At 70.9% G+C, this 14,136-nt stretch carries 13 protein-coding genes; 7 read left to right on the top strand and 6 right to left on the bottom strand.

Translation table 11 applies throughout. The annotated features are described in order from the left end of the window. Positions 1–46: 46 nt before the first annotated feature. The gene (locus ACFWY6_RS10325; protein ID WP_384687774.1) at positions 47–1,606 is read left to right on the top strand and encodes a PQQ-binding-like beta-propeller repeat protein; all 1,560 of its coding nucleotides are present in this window, start codon (positions 47–49) and stop codon (positions 1,604–1,606) included. 100 nt (positions 1,607–1,706) lie between these two features. Further along, the gene (locus ACFWY6_RS10320) at positions 1,707–3,293 is read left to right on the top strand and encodes a PQQ-binding-like beta-propeller repeat protein (protein WP_384687773.1); all 1,587 of its coding nucleotides are present in this window, start codon (positions 1,707–1,709) and stop codon (positions 3,291–3,293) included. Here the strand turns inward: ACFWY6_RS10320 and ACFWY6_RS10315 are convergent. Next, the gene (locus tag ACFWY6_RS10315) at positions 3,265–3,645 is read right to left on the bottom strand and encodes an ArsR/SmtB family transcription factor (protein WP_384687772.1); all 381 of its coding nucleotides are present in this window, start codon (positions 3,643–3,645) and stop codon (positions 3,265–3,267) included. The two genes, ACFWY6_RS10320 and ACFWY6_RS10315, sit on opposite strands and share 29 nt — an antisense overlap. A gap of 153 nt (positions 3,646–3,798) precedes the next feature. Here ACFWY6_RS10315 and ACFWY6_RS10310 point away from each other — a divergent pair, with 153 nt between their 5' ends. Together ACFWY6_RS10310 and ACFWY6_RS10305 are read left to right on the top strand one after the other, a co-directional pair. After that, positions 3,799–5,169, top strand: coding sequence for an NAD(P)-binding domain-containing protein (locus ACFWY6_RS10310; RefSeq protein ID WP_384687771.1), 1,371 nt, complete (start codon positions 3,799–3,801; stop codon positions 5,167–5,169). 469 nt (positions 5,170–5,638) lie between these two features. Then, on the top strand, positions 5,639–6,778 hold the full coding sequence (locus ACFWY6_RS10305; RefSeq protein ID WP_384687770.1) for a hypothetical protein: 1,140 nt from the start codon (positions 5,639–5,641) through the stop codon (positions 6,776–6,778). A gap of 31 nt (positions 6,779–6,809) precedes the next feature. Here ACFWY6_RS10305 and ACFWY6_RS10300 read toward each other — a convergent pair whose 3' ends face one another. Genes ACFWY6_RS10300 through ACFWY6_RS10290 form a run of 3 tightly spaced genes read right to left on the bottom strand, consistent with a single transcriptional unit; the run spans position 6,810 to position 11,145 of the window. After that, positions 6,810–7,700: an LLM class F420-dependent oxidoreductase gene (locus tag ACFWY6_RS10300; RefSeq protein WP_384687769.1), complete on the bottom strand. Its 891-nt coding sequence runs from the start codon at positions 7,698–7,700 to the stop codon at positions 6,810–6,812. Between the two features lie 47 nt (positions 7,701–7,747). Next, complete coding sequence (locus ACFWY6_RS10295; RefSeq protein WP_384687768.1) at positions 7,748–10,312, bottom strand: ABC transporter permease; 2,565 nt, start codon at positions 10,310–10,312, stop codon at positions 7,748–7,750. A gap of 14 nt (positions 10,313–10,326) precedes the next feature. Continuing rightward, a complete protein-coding gene (locus ACFWY6_RS10290) occupies positions 10,327–11,145 on the bottom strand; it encodes an ABC transporter ATP-binding protein (RefSeq protein ID WP_384687767.1) in 819 nt (272 codons plus the stop codon). 167 nt (positions 11,146–11,312) lie between these two features. Here ACFWY6_RS10290 and ACFWY6_RS10285 point away from each other — a divergent pair, with 167 nt between their 5' ends. Together ACFWY6_RS10285 and ACFWY6_RS10280 are read left to right on the top strand one after the other, a co-directional pair. Next, positions 11,313–11,540, top strand: a complete 228-nt coding sequence (locus ACFWY6_RS10285) for an antitoxin (RefSeq protein ID WP_135330050.1) — start codon at positions 11,313–11,315, stop codon at positions 11,538–11,540. Between the two features lie 4 nt (positions 11,541–11,544). Further along, positions 11,545–11,916 carry a fic family toxin-antitoxin system, toxin component gene (locus tag ACFWY6_RS10280; RefSeq protein ID WP_384687766.1) on the top strand — a complete coding sequence of 124 codons (372 nt, stop codon included), beginning with the start codon at positions 11,545–11,547 and terminating at the stop codon, positions 11,914–11,916. A gap of 45 nt (positions 11,917–11,961) precedes the next feature. On the opposite strand, the gene ACFWY6_RS10275 is transcribed toward ACFWY6_RS10280, so the two are convergent. Beyond that, positions 11,962–12,312, bottom strand: a complete 351-nt coding sequence (locus tag ACFWY6_RS10275; RefSeq protein ID WP_384687765.1) for a VOC family protein — start codon at positions 12,310–12,312, stop codon at positions 11,962–11,964. Positions 12,313–12,360: 48 nt separating this feature from the next. Here ACFWY6_RS10275 and ACFWY6_RS10270 point away from each other — a divergent pair, with 48 nt between their 5' ends. After that, positions 12,361–12,723, top strand: a complete 363-nt coding sequence (locus ACFWY6_RS10270) for a VOC family protein (protein WP_360769743.1) — start codon at positions 12,361–12,363, stop codon at positions 12,721–12,723. A 16-nt stretch (positions 12,724–12,739) separates the two neighbouring features. On the opposite strand, the gene ACFWY6_RS10265 is transcribed toward ACFWY6_RS10270, so the two are convergent. Then, positions 12,740–13,411, bottom strand: coding sequence for a class I SAM-dependent methyltransferase (locus ACFWY6_RS10265; RefSeq protein WP_384687764.1), 672 nt, complete (start codon positions 13,409–13,411; stop codon positions 12,740–12,742). Positions 13,412–14,136 lie beyond the last annotated feature (725 nt).

Below are 14,136 nucleotides of genomic sequence, written 5' to 3'. Positions count from 1 at the left end.
AGAAAGTGGTTCTAGATAGTAGTGTGGCTGGTACAGACTCTCTTCCATGGTCAACAGTGAGTCCGGGCCGGTGCACCAGCCGCTGCCCGGCAACCCCTATGCCCAGCCGGCGCCTTCCGCCGGCGGCAAGCGCAGGCGCCGTGTCGTCCTCGGCGTCGGCGCGCTCGCTCTGGTGCTCGTAGGCGTGGGCGTCTTCGCCGTCATACGCGGGGACGGCGACGGGGGAGGTTCCCGCGAGCCCGTCGCCGCGCAGACACGGCAATCGCCGGACGGGGCAGAGGAGTCGGCGGGCCCGGAGCAGGACGCCGGCGACAAGGACGACGGGCCCGCCGCCGTCATCGACGTCAACGCGGGGCGCAGGCCCGGTGAGGCGAAGGCCTGGCTCGCCATGAACGAGATCAAGCTGCCGGGCAAGGGCGCACAGCTCTTCGACGTGTGGCACGTGCCCGGGATCGTGGCGCAGGCCGAGCACGACCAGGTCACCGGCTACAAGGCGGCCGACGGTACGAAGGAATGGTCGGTGCCGCTGCCCGGCGAGGTGTGCGACACCCCGGTGAACCCCACGCCGGACGGCAAGGTCGTGATCGCGTACACGACGTCGAAGTCCGACCAGAAGGCCAAGTGTGATCAGCTTCAGGTGATCGATCTGACGAACGGTGCGAAGGGCTGGCACAAGGAGCTGGTGCAGAAGGGGTCCCTTGACAGCACCAGGACGACGCACGTCGCGATCACGGGCGGCACCGCCCTGGTCGACCAGGACATGATCGCGCACGCCTATCGGATCCGGGACGGCAAGCGGCTGTTCACGACCGAGAAGGAGCGCGACGGGAACTGCTATCTGTACGGCGTCGCGGGCGGCGGCAGGCTGCTCCAGGTCGAGAGCTGCATCAGCGGGAACAACGTCTCGCACAGCCGGCTCAAGAAGCTCGACCCCCGCACCGGCGACGTCAAGTGGCGCTACCGCAGCAAGAAGGGCTGGAGCGTAGAGAAGGTCTACTCCACCGATCCCGTCGTCGTCGCGGTCCGCAACCGCGAGGAGTCGGAGAAGTGGGCCGTCGTCGCCGTCGACGACAAGGGGAAGCAGCGGTCCTGGGTCACGCTCGACCGCGGCCCGCACGAGTTCGAGATGTGCGCCATGGCGGGAGACTTCGGCGAGGGCGTGCAGAACTGCCCCGGGGCCGCCGTCGGCAAGGACACGCTCTACCTCGCGAGTGAGCCCCCGCAGGGCGACATCCTGGGCCCCAACAAGGTCGTCGCCTTCGACCTCGACTCGGGGAAGGAGAAGTGGGCCGGGTCGGGCGAGGGCAAGCGGCAGGTCACACCGGTGGCGGTGGGCGGCAAGGACCGGCCGGGGGTGATCGTGTACGCGCGGCCGCGGAGCGAAGAGGGCAACGGGCAGACCGTGCGGTTCGGCCCCCGCGGAGGGAAGCCGGACGTGCTGCTCAGGCACACCTCTGCGGCCCGGCGCATCGAGGTCGGCATGTTCGCGGGCTACACGCTGTACGCCGACGGACGGTTCTTCGTGACGCCGACGAGCCTGAGCGGCAAGAGCAATGGCGCCGAGGGCGAAGAGGGGAACGGCCGGATGCTCTCCTTCGGCCGGTGATGCCGGTGATGCCGCCGATGGGGGCGCTTCCGGCGGCCCCGCCGGTGACACCCCGGCAGCGCAGTGAACAGCCTTACCCGCACCAGCAGTTGGAGTCACCATGACGCAGCCCTTCCCGCCGCCCGAGCAGTCCCCCCAGGGGTCCTTCGGCCCGCCCCCGCCGAATCAGGCCTCCGGCTTCGGCCCGCCGCCCGGCGGCTTCGGTCCGCCTCCGCCCCATCAGCCGTCCGTACCCGTCGTGCCGACGGTGCCCACGGCGCCCATGGGGCCACCGGGCGGCGGCAGACGGGCCGGGCGCCGCACTGCGATCGTCGTCGCGGTCGTCACCGCGATCACCCTGATCGTCGGCGGCGGGGTCTGGTACGCCGCTTCGTCCGGCGGCGGGTCGAAGGACAAGACCTCGGCCAAGCCGGGCGGCGACCGCGAGAAGGCCAGGTACATCAAGCCCAAGGAGAAGGTCCCGGCGGACGCCAAGGCCTTCTTCAGTACGAAGGCCCTGCAGCCCGAGCTGCCCAAGGGGGAGAGCACCTGGAACTCCAAGGGTTCCTGGCTCACCGACAAGGTGTACGCCAAGGCCTCGGTGAGCAAGATCGTCGGTGTCGAGGCCACATCGGGGAAGCGGCTGTGGGACCTGCCCAAGCCCGGTGAGTCGTGCGCGGGTTCCCCGGACACCGGCAAGGACGGCATCGCCGCGGTGGTCACGGGGGCCACCGCGAAGGACGACCGTGGCGCCCGCGGCCCGTGCACCGAGGTGACCGCGTTCGACGTCGACACCGGCGAGGAACTCTGGACGGAGTCGATCACCACCGGCTACCAGAAGGAGAAGACACCGTTCAATCAAGTCACCATCAGCGGCGACACGGTGGCCGTCGGCGGCCTGTACGGCGGAGCCGCCTTCGACCTGCGCACCGGCAAGGTCCTGTGGGAGCCGAAGCAGGGCGAGAAGTGCCGCGACGTCGGCTACGGCGGCGGCGAGCAGCTGGTGGCGGTGCGCTCCTGCGGTGACTTCGGTGCGGAGCGTTACCGGATCCAGGTCCTCGACCCGGCCACCGGCAAGGCGAAGTGGACCCACAAGCTGCCCGCCGGTGTGCAGACTCCCAGCGTGGTCTCCAGCAACCCGGTGGTCGTGGCCCTCGACTCCGGTGAGATCGGTCCGTCGGGCGCGACGAGCGTCTTCTCCCTCGACGAGCGCGGCAAGCTGCGGGCGAGAATCTCGCTGCCGGCCGAGAAATACCTGCATGCGTGCGGCAAGACGTCCGTCGTCCAGGACTGCCGGGGCATCGTCGCGGGCAACGACAGGCTGTACGTCCCCACCAAGCAGCGCGACGGGGCGAAGAAGTTCTCCTCCACGAACGAGATCGTGGTGTTCTCCCTGGCCACAGGGAAGACGACGGGGCAGATGCTGCCCGCGGGCGACGCGAGTCCCGTCTTCCCGATCCGGATGGACGGCGGAAACGTCCTCGTCTACAAGTCCGCCCCGTTCGCGAAGGTGGTCTCCGTCGACGGCAGGACGTTGAAGGGGGAGAAGGTGCTGCTTGACGCCCGCACCCGGCCCAGCACGCTGTTGCCCATGCGTGACGAACTGGTCTTCACCCACAACAAGATGTACATCAGCTCCGACCTGCTCGCCCGGCCCAGCTCGAAGGCCCAGGAGACGATCATGATGTACGGCTTCGCCGCCAAGTAGGCAGCCGCAGCATCTGCCCCATCGCGGTGAGCACCGAAGGGTCGACCCGGTAGTAGACCCAGGTGCCGCGCCGCTCGGAGGTCAGCAGGCCCGCCTCGCGGAGCTTCTTGAGGTGGTGGGAGACGGTCGGCTGGGAGACGCCGACGTCGGAGATGTCGCACACGCATGCCTCGCCGCCCTCGTGCGAGGCGACCAGCGAGAACAGCCGCAGCCTGACCGGGTCGCCGAGCGCCTTGAACATCGCGGCCGTCCGCACCGCCTCGTCGGCGGTGAGGGGGCGCTCGGTCAGCGGCGGGCAGCAGGGCTCGACGTCCGGCTCGAGGAGCTGCGGCAGGGCCTTCGTGTTCGACATGCGTCTATGTTGACATACATCGAATCAAAGGATGCGTGGATCGGCGGCGCCATTGCTTTGATGAATGTCTATGTTGACGCACATCGATATGGGTGCGATGCTGGCTTCCATGGAAGACATTGATAGATGTCGAAACAAGACTGGGGAGTCACCGTGACCGCGCCGATCAACCATGTGCCCGCCACCGCCCTGCCCACCGTGGTGATCGGGGCGGGCCCCATCGGCCTGGCCGCCGCGGCCCAGCTCGTCGAGCGGGGCATCGAACCGCTGGTCCTGGAGGCCGGACGGGAGGCCGGCAGCGCCGTGCGCGAGTGGGCGCACGTACGCCTCTTCTCCACCTGGGCCGAGGTCGTCGACCCCGCAGCCGAGAAGCTCCTGGCCCCCACGGGCTGGGTGCGGCCGGACGGCGCCACCTATCCCACCGGCGGCGACTGGGCGGAGAGGTACCTGCGGCCGCTGGCCGACGTCCTGGGCGACCGGGTGCGCTTCGGCGCGACGGTGACCGGCGTGTCCCGCCAGGGCCGCGACCGCGTGGTCGACGCCGACCGCGAGGGCCGGCCCTTCACCGTGCACGTCCAGAACGCCGACGGCAGCGAGCAGCGGATCATCGCCCGCGCCGTCATCGACGCCTCCGGCACCTGGTCGACGCCCGGCCCGATCGGCGGCGACGGCCTGCCCGCCCTCGGCGAGCGCACCGCGGCCGCGCGCATCTCGTACCGCGTGCCCGACCTCAACGACCCCGCCGTACGCGCCCGTTACGCGGGCAGGCGCACCGCGGTGATCGGTTCCGGGGCCTCCGCGTTCACCGCGCTCGCCTACCTGGCGGACCTCGCCAAGGAAGCCCCGGGCACCCACGCCACGTGGATCCTGCGGCGCGGCATCAGCGGCTCGACCTTCGGCGGCGGCGATGCGGACCAGCTGCCCGCCCGTGGCGCGCTGGGCCTTGCGGCCAAGGCGGCCGTGGACGACGGGTACGCCGATGCCGTCACCGGATTCCGCACCGACGCCGTCGAGCAAAGCGGCGATCGCCTTGTGCTCGTGGCCGAGGACGAGCGCCGCCTCGACCCGGTCGACGAGGTCATCGTCCTGACCGGCTTCCGCCCCGACCTGTCCTTCCTGAACGAGCTGCGCCTCGGCCTCGACGAGCGCCTGCAGGCCCCCCTCGAACTGGCCCCGCTCATCGACCCCAACGTCCACTCCTGCGGCACCGTCTACCCGCACGGCGTGGGCGAGCTCTCGCACCCGGAGCGGGACGTCTACCTGGTCGGCATGAAGTCCTACGGCCGCGCCCCGACCTTCCTCGCCATGACCGGCTACGAGCAGGTCCGCTCCATCGCCGCATCTCTCGCCGGGGACCAAGAGGCCGCAGAGCGCGTGGAGTTGACCCTCCCGGAGACCGGGGTCTGCGGCGGCGCGGGCCTCTTCGACGAACCGGAAGCCACCCCTTCCGAAGGCGGCGGCTGCTGTGCGGCGCCGTCCACCGTTCAGTACGTAGAGGAAATGCGCACGGCGGAGTCCGCTTAGCTCCCCGTTCGGGAGGACTCTGGAGGGAGGTCGCACCGGCCGCGCCGTGCTCCCCTCCGCGGCCGGTTCGCCTCGACTGTGGGCGCAGGCGCCGCGGGAATGCGTCGGCGCCCACAGGGTTGCCGACGACGCGGTGGCGAAGCCCGCCCGGTGGGAGACGTACGCGGTAGTCGGCCGCGACGGCTCCCCTCGGCCACGGCCGACCCGCCTCAACCATGGGGGCGGCAATGCGGGAGTGTGCCAGCCCCCGTGGGAGTGCAGGGCCGGTGGCATCGTCGGCGGAGTACCGGGGCGAATCGGTGTCACCGGCTCCCCGCACGGCTTCCCGGGGCGGCGCCACTCACACACGTTGAAAGGTGAACGCCGTCCCGCGTCTAGACACGTCCGCCGATCCGGCCGCCCACCGCCCGTGTGTGAGGATCTGCGCATGGTGTGGCTGACGAAACATGTGAGGCGAACCTTCGGACTGGTGGCCACGACGAGCGCGGCGCTGGTCCTGACGGCCTGCGGTCAGGGTGACCCCGGAGGCGGGGCCTCCAGGGGCGGGGGCTCCGTCAAGGGGGACTCCGCGACCTGGAGCACCGGGGATCGCGAGGAGCGGTACAAGCGCGTCATCGAGGACCCCCACCCGCGCCCCGCCGACGTCATCGAGGCAGCCGGCGCGCCCGCGGGCGTGGCCCGCGCGGACGACGGCTCGCTGCTCCTGACGTACGAGGCCGGGAACGTCGAGGACGACGAGGGGCCCGCCGCCTCCGCCTGGCGCGTCGTCGCTCCCGACGGCAGGACGGTCGCCGAGCACGCGGAGCACACGGACGCGGAGGCGGTGCGGGCCCGGTTCAAGGGCGTGCGCGGGGGCTTCGTGAGTCTCCCGCCGGGGGAGGGCGCCGACGGGGCGTACGGCATCGACGTACACGGCAAACGGCACAAGGTCACCGCCAAGGAGACCGCGCTGGGCACCCGTCCCGGCGACATCCTCCTCGCCGAGCTGGAGCCGACCCTCATCTACCGCCCCGCCACCCGCACCGTGGCGCCCCCGGCCGCGGTCGCGGACGACGCCCGCCACATCGCCGTCGACGAGCGGGGCACGGCCTGGACCCTGTACCAGCCCCTGACCGCGGAGGGCGACAGCATCGTCCGGCAGCGCGATGGCCGCACCCTCGGCTCCACCCCCGTCCCGAAGCGGTACCAGGGCGGCAGACTCACCGCGGCCGGCGGCACGGCGGCGGTGGCCCTCCTGCAGGAGGAAAGCGTGCGCGGCCTCCTGGTGACGACGGACGGCGGCGGGCAGTGGCGCACACTCACCGGCGGCGGTGTTCCCTGGCAGGAACTGAAGCGTGGCCCGGAGTTCCTGGTCCTGGAGGCGCTGTCGGACGGGCGGCTGCTCGTCGGCGAGGAGAACGGCCGGCAGTGGATCGCCGACGACCCCACCAACCGCGCCTTCCACGCGCTCAAGACCCCGAAGACCTTCACCTCGCTCGCCGTCCACGGCACGACCCTGTACGGCATCGTGGACGCGACGACGGCGACGTACGACCTGGTGGACGGCGAGGGCCTGTGGAGCTCCCGCGACGGCGGCCGCACCTGGCAGCGCTACGAGGAGCGCGGCTGACGGCCCAGCGCCTCACTCACCGAGCAACGCCTCACTCACCGCGCAGCTCCTCGATGACCGGGCCGAACGCCTCGAAGTACGGTTCGAGAATCGTCAGGTAGGAGAAGCCGAAGCGCTCCCGCTGCGCACGCACTTGATCGGCGATGTCCCGTACGGAGCCGACCAGGAGGTGCGGCAGGGCGAGCGCCTCGTCCTCGGTGAGGTGCGGGACGTGTTCCAGGAGGGGCCCGACCGCCGCGCGCGGGTCGTCGGTGACCGCGACCAGCTGGCCGAGGAAGTTCAGCTCGGCCGGTTCCGCGCGGTCCGCCGCGAAGCGCCGGTAGGCGGCGACGCGCTCCTCCAGCTCGTCGGCCGTGAGATGGGTCATCTTGCCCGCGGTGTCGCCGGGCACCGCCCGCGCCCCGGAGAACGCGGCTATGTCGGCGTGCTGCGCGGTCAGCTTCAGCATCCGGTCGCCGTTGCCGCCGATCACCACCGGCGGGCGGGGCCGCTGCACCGGCTGAGGCTGATGCTCGGCGGAGGCGAAGAGCCGGTCCAACTCCTCGACGGTGTGCCGGAGATGGTCCACTCGCTCGCCCGGCGTCCCCCACGGCAGGCCCGCCTTGTCGTGTTCCGCCTGTACGTATCCGGTGCCGAGGCCGAGCTCGAAGCGGCCGCCGGTGAGCGCGTCCGTGGTCGCCACCTCACGGGCGAGCAGCGCCGGGTTCCAGAACCCGGCGTTGAGGACGAACGTGCCGACACGGGGCCGCTCGGTTGCCTCCGCCGCGGCGATGACCGAGGGGAACGGTGCGGGCATGCCCAGATGGTCGGCGACCAGGATCACGTCGTAGCCGAGTTCCTCGGCCTTGCGGCACTTCTTGCGCCACGCGTCGCCGGTGGACGGCGTGAGCATGTTGACGCCGAAACGGAACGGGCGAACCATGAACTCTCCTTGTGCGCAGGGGCAGTTGGCACAGCGGCCCCAGTCCATCACTCGTGCGCGATGGCCGCCAGCACATTCATGCGCGATGCACGCAGCGCCGGGAGCAGCGCCGCCGCGAGCCCGACGACCACCGATCCAAGGACCACCGCGATCACCGTCGACCAGGGGATCGCGAACGCCTTCATGTCCTGCAGGGCGAGCACCTGCTGCGCGGAGACCCCCCACACCAGACCGAGCGCGAGCCCGAGCAGCGCGCCGAACACGGCGATCACCACCGACTCCAGACGGATCATCCGGCGCAACTGCCGCCGCGCGAGCCCGATGGCCCGCAGCAGGCCGATCTCACGGGTGCGCTCGACGACCGACAGGGCAAGGGTGTTGACGACGCCGAGCACCGCGATGATGATCGCGAGCCCAAGGAGCGCGTACACGAGATAGAGCATCACGGCGATCTGCTCGCGGATCAGTTCCTTGTAGTCGGCCTGGTCACGGACCTGCACCTGCGGATACGGGTCGAGTGACTTCTCCAGGCGGTCGCGCAGCGCATCGGGTTCCGTGCCCGGGGCCGCGTTCACGTACACCGCGGACTCCTGGCCGCCCGGTACGTACTCCTCGACCGTGCCGATGCCGAAGAAGAGCCCGCCCTCGACGCCGAAGCCCTCGGCGCCCTCCTGGTTGGTGAGCGCGCCCACGGTCAGCTCGGTCTTGCGCCCGCCGGGGAACTCCACCGGCAGCTTCTCGCCCACGCGCACCTCGTGCTTGTCGGCGAAGTCCCGCTCCATGGCGATGTTCCCGGGCGCGAGGGCCTGGGCGGACCCGCCCGCCACGTACGTGATGCGGGCGACGTCGTCGAGCCGCTTGTCGTAGCCCGCGGCGGTCGTCTCCACGCTCTTCCCGTCCGGCATCGCCACCTTCACCGGAGTGAACCGCTGCCGCACGACGAGCCCGGCGCCTTCGGTGTCCCGCACCTTCTGGGTGATCTCTTTCGAGAACGGGATGAAATTGCTGTTCTGTACGACGAAGTCGGCGCCGAGGGTCCGGTCGATCTGCTGGTCGAAGGACTTGGTCATGGACGCGCTCGCCACCGACATGCCGGTCACCAGGGCGAGCCCCACCATCAGCGCGGCCGCCGTGGCCCCGGTGCGGCGCGGATTGCGCAGCGCGTTGCGCTGGCTCATCCGCCCGATGGAACCGAACACGGCGGGGAACGCGCCGCCCAGGACCCGGATCACCGGGCGCACCAGAAGCGGTCCCGCGATGACGGTGGCGATGAGTGTCAGAACCAGGCCGAGGCCGAGCAGGGATGCCGCCGACGAGGTCTTCTCGGACGTCGCGCAGCCCACCAGGGCGGCGGCCCCGGCCAGCGCGACCAGCGAGCCGATCAGCGCGCGCACCTTCAACGGCCGCCCCACGCCCGCGATCTCGGCGTCGGCCAGCGCCGCCATCGGCGAGACCTGCGCCGCGCGCCGCGCCGGGAGATACGCCGCCACGAACGTGACGCCAACCCCGACGACGTACGAAGCCACGGGAGTCGCCCACCCGATGACCATCTCGGTGGACTTCAGGTTCATCCCGAGCAGGCCCATCAGCTCGATGAGACCGGCCGCGAGACCGATCCCGACCGCGAGGCCCACCGTCGAGCCGACCGCGCCGAGCAGCACCGCCTCGGTCAGGACGGAGCGGCGGACCTGCCGGCGGTCGGCGCCGAGCGCCCGCAGCAGGCCCAGTTCGCGGGTGCGCTGCGCGATGAGCATCGAGAAGGTGTTGACGATCAGGAAGATGCCGACCAGGACGGCGATCCCGGCGAAGCCGAGCATCACGTACTTGATGACGTCGAGGAATCCGCCGAGCTCGGACGCGGCCGAATCGGCCTGTTCGTCGGCGGTCTTCAGGTCGTAGCCGGAGCCGAGCTCGGCCGCGACACGGCGCTTGAGGACGGTGTCGCTCACGCCCGCCGCGGCGTCCACCGAGATGCCCGTCGCCGCGTCCTTGTCGCCCAGGAGTTCACGCTGGGCGGTCGGGGTGTCGAGGTAGACCAGGGCCGCGCCGGGGTTGGTGGTGGTGAACGTGACGATGCCGACGACCTCGACCTTGAAGGAGCCGGGAGCGGCGAGCACCGTCAGGGTGTCGCCGATCTCCACGTCCTTCTTGTCGGCGGTGTCCGCGTCGAGCAGCGCCTGGTCCTTGCCGCCCGGCGCGTGCCCCGATGTCAGCTCGACCGGGCTGCGGTCGGTGACCAGCCAGTTCGTGGCGATGGTGGGCGCGCCGGTGGTCGGTCCCACCGAGTCGTTCTCGCTGTCGACGACGGTGATGTTGTCGACGGCCGCGTCGATACGGGTCCTCGCCACGCCGTCGACCTTCGCCACGCGGTCGGCGAGGCTCGCCGGGATCGTCGGCGTCTGCCCCGACGGGATCGCCTCGTCGAGGTCCTCCTTCGGCTCGACGGTCACATCGGCCGACGTCGAGGCGAAGAGCCGGTCGAAGGTGCGGGCCACCGTGTCCGAGAAGATCAGGCTGCCCGCGACGAACGCCACCGAGAGGATCACGGCGAGCGCGGAGAGCAGCAGCCTGCCCTTGTGCGCGAGAAAACTGCGGAGTGTCGCCTTCAGCATGGCCGCGCCCCGCCTCAGCTCTCGTCGGTCGTGCTGTCCGCGCCGTCACGGGGCTGTGCGTGGATCACGTCGAACCGTTTCAGGCGCTCCAGGACCGACTCCGCCGTCGGGCGCGGCATTTCGTCGACGATCCTGCCGTCTGCGAGGAAGAGCACCAGGTCGGCGTGGGCGGCCGCGCCCGGGTCGTGGGTGACCATGACGACCGTCTGCTCCAGCTTGTCGACCGCTTCGCGCAGGAAGCCGAGCACTTCGAGGCCCGCGCGCGAGTCGAGGTTCCCGGTCGGCTCGTCGGCGAAGATCAGCTCCGGGCGGGATGCGAGCGCCCGCGCGCACGCCACCCGCTGCTGCTGCCCGCCGGACAGCTGGGCGGGCCGGTGCTTGAGACGGTCGCGCAGGCCCAGCGTGTCGATGACGTGCTCCAGCCATGCGCGGTCGGGGCGCTGTCCCGCGATGTCCATCGGCAGCGTGATGTTCTCCAGGGCGTTGAGGGTGGGGATGAGGTTGAAGGACTGGAACATGAACCCGATGCGGTCCCGCCGCAGCTGCGTCAGCTCCCGCTCCTTGAGCCCCGTGATCTCGGTGTCGCCGAGCCACACCTGGCCCGCCGAAACGGTGTCGAGCCCGGCCAGGAGGTGCATCAGCGTGGATTTCCCCGAGCCGGACGGGCCCATGACCGCCGTGAACCGCCCGCGTGCGATGTCCACGTCGACCGAGTCGAGGGCGAGCACCGTCGTCTCGCCGGATCCGTACGCCTTGGTCAGGCCACGCGCGCGTGCGGCAACCCCGGCGGGCTCCGAGCGGTCCGTGGCCGGTGCCGAAGCAGGTGTGGACAAGGCCGCCTCCTGGGTTGTGGCCGGTTCCAACTCCCGTGACCCTGCTGAGAGTAGAGGGTGGGGACAGGCGCCCGGTATCCCTCCGAGGTCGTGCCCCTGAGACGTATGTAAGGGGCACGGTATTGGCTCTCTTGCGGGTGCTAGCGGCGCGGCGCTAGCTTGATGGCATGGCGAAGACCCAGCTGAACGTACGGGTGGACGAGGGCACCGCCCGGGCCGCGAGAGAGCGCGCGCTGGCCCGCGGGATGAGCGTCAACCGGTACATCGAGGAACTGGTCAAGCAGGACGCGGGCGAAGTGGGACACACCTTCGTCGAGGCGGCCGCCGACTTCATGAAGCAGTACGAATCCGTGTTCGTCGAAGAGTTCGGTCCCGAGCGCGAGGGTCGACGCTGAGCCCTTGAACCTCAGAATCGATCTTGCCTGGCTGCTGATGATCGCCGAACACAAGACGCCCGGAGACCCGCAGGTCACCGACTGGGGTGCCCTGGTGGCCGCCGTCAGCCGGCACGAGGCGGAGATATTCGGCGTACCCGTCTACGAGAGCCCGCACGACCGCGCGGCCGCCCTGCTCCAGATGCTCCTGCACATCCCCGCCCTGGAACGCTCCAACGCCCTGTTCGCCGTGTCCGCGGCCTACGCCTATCTCATCGCGAGCGGCCTCAAGGTCGTCACATCCGCCGAGCAGGTGCGCGACCTCGCCCGCCTGGTCAAGGAGGACGGCGCGAGCGTGCACGCCATCGCGGACGTGCTGCGGCAGTGGAGCCTGTGACCGCGGCGTGGCCGACCGGTTCTCAGATGCGTTCCCAGGGGCTGCTCAGAGGTCGGTGGCCCGCTCGTGGCGCGGCTCGTACAGGCCGACCTCGCCGCCGCCCGGCAGCTTGAACCGGGTGAGAAGGCCCCAGCCCGCGTCGGTCACGGGCTGGGTGAACCGGACGCCCCTGCCGGTCAGTTGACGCACCGTCCCCTCCACGTCGTCACACATGAGATAGAGCTCGTGCGACTCCGGTCCCGGAGTGGGGTGTACGGCGACCTCGGCGGGCGGCAGCCTGAAGATGAGCCAGCCGCCGCCGGCGTCGACGTGCGGGTACTCCAGTACGTCGCGGAAGAAGGCGCGGTCCGCCTCCGCGTCGTTGCTGTAGACGATGATGTGCGCACCATTGATCATGCGGTGAGGATAGGTTCGACGAGACCGCCGAGCCGTAGGAGGACGCAGATGTCTGCCGCCATCCAGCCGATGATCGTCACCCCTGACCTGGACCGCCTGCTGCGGTTCTACAAGGAACTGCTCGGCGCCGAGGAGGTGTCGCGCGTGCCGGAGGAAGGCCCCACGTTCTTCGTGAACCTGCGCATCGGCGACTCGGAACTCGGCATCGTCTCGAACAAGGAGGTGCCGCTCGACACACCGCAGCGGATGCTCCTGAGCGTGGCGGTGGAGAGCGTGGACGACCGCCTGAAGCACGTCGAGCCCCTCGGGGGAGAGGTGCTCGCGCCGCCCAACGACATGCCGTGGGGGCAGCGCGTCGGGCACATCAAGGACCCGGACGGCAACAAGATCAACCTCACGCAACCGGTCTGACGCCCCGCCGGGGCGCTCAGTCTCCTTCCGGGCGGCGGGCGGAGCCGAGCACGCAGTACGAACTGGGCAGCCGTGGCCCCTTCGCGGGCACCAGGAAGCGCCGGTACGGGCCGATCTCGAACCCCGCGTCCCGCAGCGCGGCCAGCGGGTCCCGCGCGACGTGACAGCCGCCGAAGAGCAAGGGCCAGACCGTACGGTCCAGGATCCGCTGCGTACGCGCCATCGCCGCGCCCGGCGCCACGCCGTGCTCGAAGAACCGCAGCTCGCCGCCGGGCCGCAGGACGCGCCGCAGCTCGGCGAGGGCGCGGGGCACGTCGCGCACACTGCACAGCACCAGGGAGGCCACCGCTCCGTCGAACGCCTCGCTCTTGACGGGCAGGGCCTCGGCCGCACCCGGCACCACGTCGACCGGAACCTCGGCCCGCACGGCCGCGGACGCGGCCAACTGCCGCAGAATGCGCTCCGGTTCGATCGCCACGACCTCCGAAACGGCGGTGGGGTAGTACGCGAAGTTCAGGCCGTTGCCCGCGCCGACCTCGATCACACGACCGGAGAGCCCGGCGAGCAGCTCCTTGCGGTGGGCGCCGACCACGCGCTCGGCGGCCACGCTCTGACGTGCGTAGAAACGGGCGAAGACGGGGTGGTGCACGGCGTCCCGGGACACAGCCTTGGCGGAGCGAGGCGACATGGGCACTCCTCAGCAGGATGAGCGGATACCGCAATGGTGCCCCGCCGGGGCCGGTTTCCCCCCACGCCGAACGCAGCGAGTCGGACCCATGGGGCTCCCGGGTTACGCAGCCGGGGGCGCGGTGCGGTGACAGGTGCTGGGCGATGACTCCGAGGTCCCGCTTGCTTGCCCCGGCGGAACCTTGCTACCCGCGTGCTCTCGCGGTTCCCCCGGGGAAGCGCCGATGGGCCCCGAGGTCTTGCCCCGCGTCAGGCCAGTGGCCCTCGGGCTTCCGGTACTCCCGGCGTCTGCCGCGCTGTGAGGGGGAAGGGGTGACGGGGCCCGAGGTCTCGCCCTGTGTCAGCTCAGTGGCCCCTCGGGCTTCCCGCGCTTCCGGCGTCTGCCGCGTCGTGAAGAGGGAAAGGGCGACGGGCCCCGAGGTCCCGCCCCCGTCAGCCGCTGACCCTCGGGCTTCCGGTACTTCCGGCGTCTGCCGCGCTGTGAGGGGGGGTGACAGGGTCCGAGGTCTCGCCCTGTGTCAGCTCAGTGGCCCCCCGGCTTCCCACGTTCCCGGCGTCTGCCGCGTCGTGAAGAGGGGTAGGCGACGGGCTCCAAGGTCCCGCCCCCGTCAGCTACTGACCCTCGGGCTTTCGGTACTTCCGGCGTCTGCCGCGCTGTGAGGGGGGGTGACAGGGTCCGAGGTCTCGCCCTGTGTCAGCTCAGTGGCCCCCCGGCTTCCCACGTTC

It is taken from the genome of Streptomyces sp. NPDC059037 (assembly GCF_042740015.1).
Lineage (GTDB): Bacteria > Actinomycetota > Actinomycetes > Streptomycetales > Streptomycetaceae > Streptomyces.
This window is presented reverse-complemented; position numbering and strand designations above follow the sequence as displayed.

Excerpts from the sequence above, each read along its gene's own strand:
- ACFWY6_RS10325 (WP_384687774.1), top strand. The coding sequence starts at position 47 with ATGGTCAACAGTGAGTCCGGGCCGGTGCACCAGCCGCTGCCCGGCAAC.
- ACFWY6_RS10320 (WP_384687773.1), top strand. The coding sequence starts at position 1,707 with ATGACGCAGCCCTTCCCGCCGCCCGAGCAGTCCCCCCAGGGGTCCTTC.
- ACFWY6_RS10315 (WP_384687772.1), bottom strand. The coding sequence starts at position 3,645 with ATGTCGAACACGAAGGCCCTGCCGCAGCTCCTCGAGCCGGACGTCGAG.
- ACFWY6_RS10300 (WP_384687769.1), bottom strand. The coding sequence starts at position 7,700 with ATGGTTCGCCCGTTCCGTTTCGGCGTCAACATGCTCACGCCGTCCACC.
- ACFWY6_RS10295 (WP_384687768.1), bottom strand. The coding sequence starts at position 10,312 with ATGCTGAAGGCGACACTCCGCAGTTTTCTCGCGCACAAGGGCAGGCTG.
- ACFWY6_RS10285 (WP_135330050.1), top strand. The coding sequence starts at position 11,313 with ATGGCGAAGACCCAGCTGAACGTACGGGTGGACGAGGGCACCGCCCGG.
- ACFWY6_RS10275 (WP_384687765.1), bottom strand. The coding sequence starts at position 12,312 with ATGATCAATGGTGCGCACATCATCGTCTACAGCAACGACGCGGAGGCG.
- ACFWY6_RS10270 (WP_360769743.1), top strand. The coding sequence starts at position 12,361 with ATGTCTGCCGCCATCCAGCCGATGATCGTCACCCCTGACCTGGACCGC.
- ACFWY6_RS10265 (WP_384687764.1), bottom strand. The coding sequence starts at position 13,411 with ATGTCGCCTCGCTCCGCCAAGGCTGTGTCCCGGGACGCCGTGCACCAC.